Origin of the sequence: Ferrovibrio sp. (assembly GCF_029255545.1) — a bacterium.
Lineage (GTDB): Bacteria > Pseudomonadota > Alphaproteobacteria > Ferrovibrionales > Ferrovibrionaceae > Ferrovibrio.
Window position 1 is genome coordinate 3,574 of the sequence record NZ_JANLJJ010000073.1, and the last position, 2,513, is coordinate 6,086.

The 2,513-nt window shown below is 65.1% G+C and carries 4 protein-coding genes; all 4 read right to left on the reverse strand.

The features are described 5' to 3' along the window. Nucleotides 1-551, reverse strand: a 551-nt coding sequence (locus tag Q1J79_RS14385; RefSeq protein ID WP_300301612.1) for a LysM peptidoglycan-binding domain-containing protein, incomplete at its 3' end; no start/stop codon positions are given. A gap of 66 nt (nt 552-617) precedes the next feature. Then, nucleotides 618-1,277, reverse strand: coding sequence for a protein-L-isoaspartate(D-aspartate) O-methyltransferase (locus Q1J79_RS14390; protein ID WP_300301677.1), 660 nt, complete (start codon nt 1,275-1,277; stop codon nt 618-620). 7 nt (nt 1,278-1,284) lie between these two features. Then, a complete protein-coding gene (gene surE / locus Q1J79_RS14395; protein WP_300301614.1) occupies nt 1,285-2,040 on the reverse strand; it encodes a 5'/3'-nucleotidase SurE in 756 nt (251 codons plus the stop codon). Beyond that, the coding region (locus tag Q1J79_RS14400; protein ID WP_367182990.1) for an aminoacyl--tRNA ligase-related protein at nt 2,040-2,513 on the reverse strand (474 nt) is incomplete at its 5' end. The genes Q1J79_RS14400 and surE, both read right to left, overlap by 1 nt.

The window sequence follows — 2,513 nt, forward strand, 5'->3', positions numbered from 1 at the left end:
TGGAAGCCGCGCGGCGCCGCCACGGTTGATGCGGGCTGCGTCGTGGAAGTCGGCGCCGTCGCCACGGCATAACCGGTTTGCGACGGGATGCGCAGCTGCTGGCCCACGCTGATCGTATAGGGTGGCTGCAGGTCGTTGCTTTGCGCCATGCTGTAAAGGTCGACGCCATAAGAACGCGAGATGCTGTACAGCGTCTCGCCGCGCTGCACGGCATGGAAGCGGCCGCCCGGCAGGCGCAGGCGCTGGCCCGGCTGCACGGCATAGGGCGGCTGCAGGTTGTTATCGTCGATCAGCGCGCGCACCGGCCGGTTATAACGCCGCGCCAGCGCATAAACCGTGTCGCCTGATTGCACCGTCACGCTGTCGGGCACCGCCTCGGGCGCCACCTGGATCGTGTCGACATGCGAGGACTGGCTGCTACCGCGGAATTCCACCACTTGGGGCAGCGGCGCCGGTCGATGGCCAAACACCACCGGCGCCGGCGGCTGCTGGCCACAGCCGGCCAGCAGGCCCAGCGCCAAAATGACGGCAATTGCCCGAATCCGTTGCATTGCGACGGAGTCTAAGCCCCTTCCCGGCCCGCGACAATGCAGGCGGGCCAAGGTGTTACGCGGATGTTACGGGTTCGCCGGGCTGGCTTCGCGGGCGATCCCGGGCAGCAGCGGCACGAACCGCACCGCCATCAGCCGCTCCTCCCGCACCTCGTCGCCCTGGCGGGTATAGCGGATCACGTCCTGTTCGGTGGTGGTCACCGCTACTGGCGCCACCATGATGCCGCCCTCAGGCGACAGCTGCGCGACCAGGCCCTCGGGCCGCCGGTCGGCCGCCGCCGTCACCAGGATACGGTCGAACGGCGCCTGTTCCGGCCAACCCTTGTTGCCGTCGCCCAGCTTGGTCACCACGTTGGTGATCTGCAGGTCGTGCAGCCGTTTTTCGGCAGAAACCAGCAGCGAACGGTACCGCTCGATCGTATAGACTCGACGGCCCAGCCGCGACAGCACGGCGGTCTGGTAGCCCGAACCGGTGCCGATCTCCAGCACCTTCATGCGATCACCCAGTTGCAGCGCTTCGGTCATGTAGGCCACCACATAGGGCTGGCTGATCGTCTGGCCCTGGGTGATCGGCAGTGCGATATTGTCGTAGGCGTGCTTCAGGAACTGGTCGGCCACGAAACGGTCGCGCGGCACCCGTTCGACGGCGGACAACACCCGGGTATCGGCGATGCCCTGCCGCCGCAATTCCATGACAAGCTGGATGACCCGCGGATCCACGGTCAGCCCATGATCATCGGAGGGCCGTTTTCAGCGCCTTCATGCTGGCGTCATGCGTCAGGTCGAGCTGCAGCGGCGTCACCGAGATGGCGCCATTCTCGGTGGCGCCCAGATCGGTGTGGCGCTTGGACTTGCTTTTCTGTCGGCGGAAGCCGACCCAGTAATACGGCACGCCGCGCGCATCCACGCGCGCATCCAGCAAAAGGTCGGTCAGATCGCGCTGGCCCTGCGGCACCACTTCCACGCCGGTCACCTTGTCGGCCGTCACGTCGGGGAAGTTGATGTTGATCAGCGTGCCTTTCGGCCAGCCGGATTTCAGCAGCTTCTTGATCACCTTGGGCGCGTGATGCTCGGCCGTGCCCCATTTCACCGGATGGCCATGCTGGAAGCACTGGCTCATCGCAATCGACGGCACGCCCAGCAGCGAGCCTTCCATGGCCACCGCCACGGTGCCCGAATAGGTCACGTCCTCGCCCAGGTTGGCGCCGCGATTGATGCCCGAGAGCAGCAGGTCGGGCTTCTTGTCTTTGAAAATCTCATGCATCGCCATCATGACGCAGTCGGTCGGCGTACCGCGCACGGCATATTTGCGTGGATTGATCTTGCGCAGGCGCAAAGGCAGGGTCAGGGTCAGCGAATGCGAGGCACCCGACTGCTCGAATTCCGGCGCCACCACCCAGACATCCTTCGACAGCGTCCTGGCGATCTTCTCCAGGATTTTCAGGCCCGGCGCATGGATGCCGTCGTCGTTGGAAACCAGGATACGCATCACTTGCCCGCCTTCTCGATTTTGGTCAGCCCGCCCATATAGGGCTTGAGGGCATCCGGCACGCTGATGCTGCCGTCCTCGTTCTGGTAATTCTCCATCACCGCGATCAGCGTGCGGCCCACGGCGAGGCCCGAGCCGTTCAGCGTATGCACGAAGCGGGTCTGTTTTTCGCCCGGCGCGCGGCAGCGTGCGTTCATGCGCCGCGCCTGCCAGTCCCAGCAATTCGAGCAGGACGATATTTCGCGATACTGGTCCTGGCCCGGCAGCCAGACCTCGATGTCATAGGTCTTGCGCGCGGCGCCGCCCATGTCGCCGGCGCAGAGCAGCATGGTGCGGAATGGCAACCCTAAGCGCTTGAGCACCTCCTCCGCCGCGCCGGTCATGCGCTCGTGTTCCTCAATGGATTTGTCGGGTGAGACGATGCTCACCAGCTCCACCTTGTCGAACTGGTGCTGGCGGATCATGCCGCGCGT

Coding starts and splice junctions, on each gene's coding strand:
- surE (WP_300301614.1), bottom strand. CDS start 2,040: ATGCGTATCCTGGTTTCCAACGACGACGGCATCCATGCGCCGGGCCTG.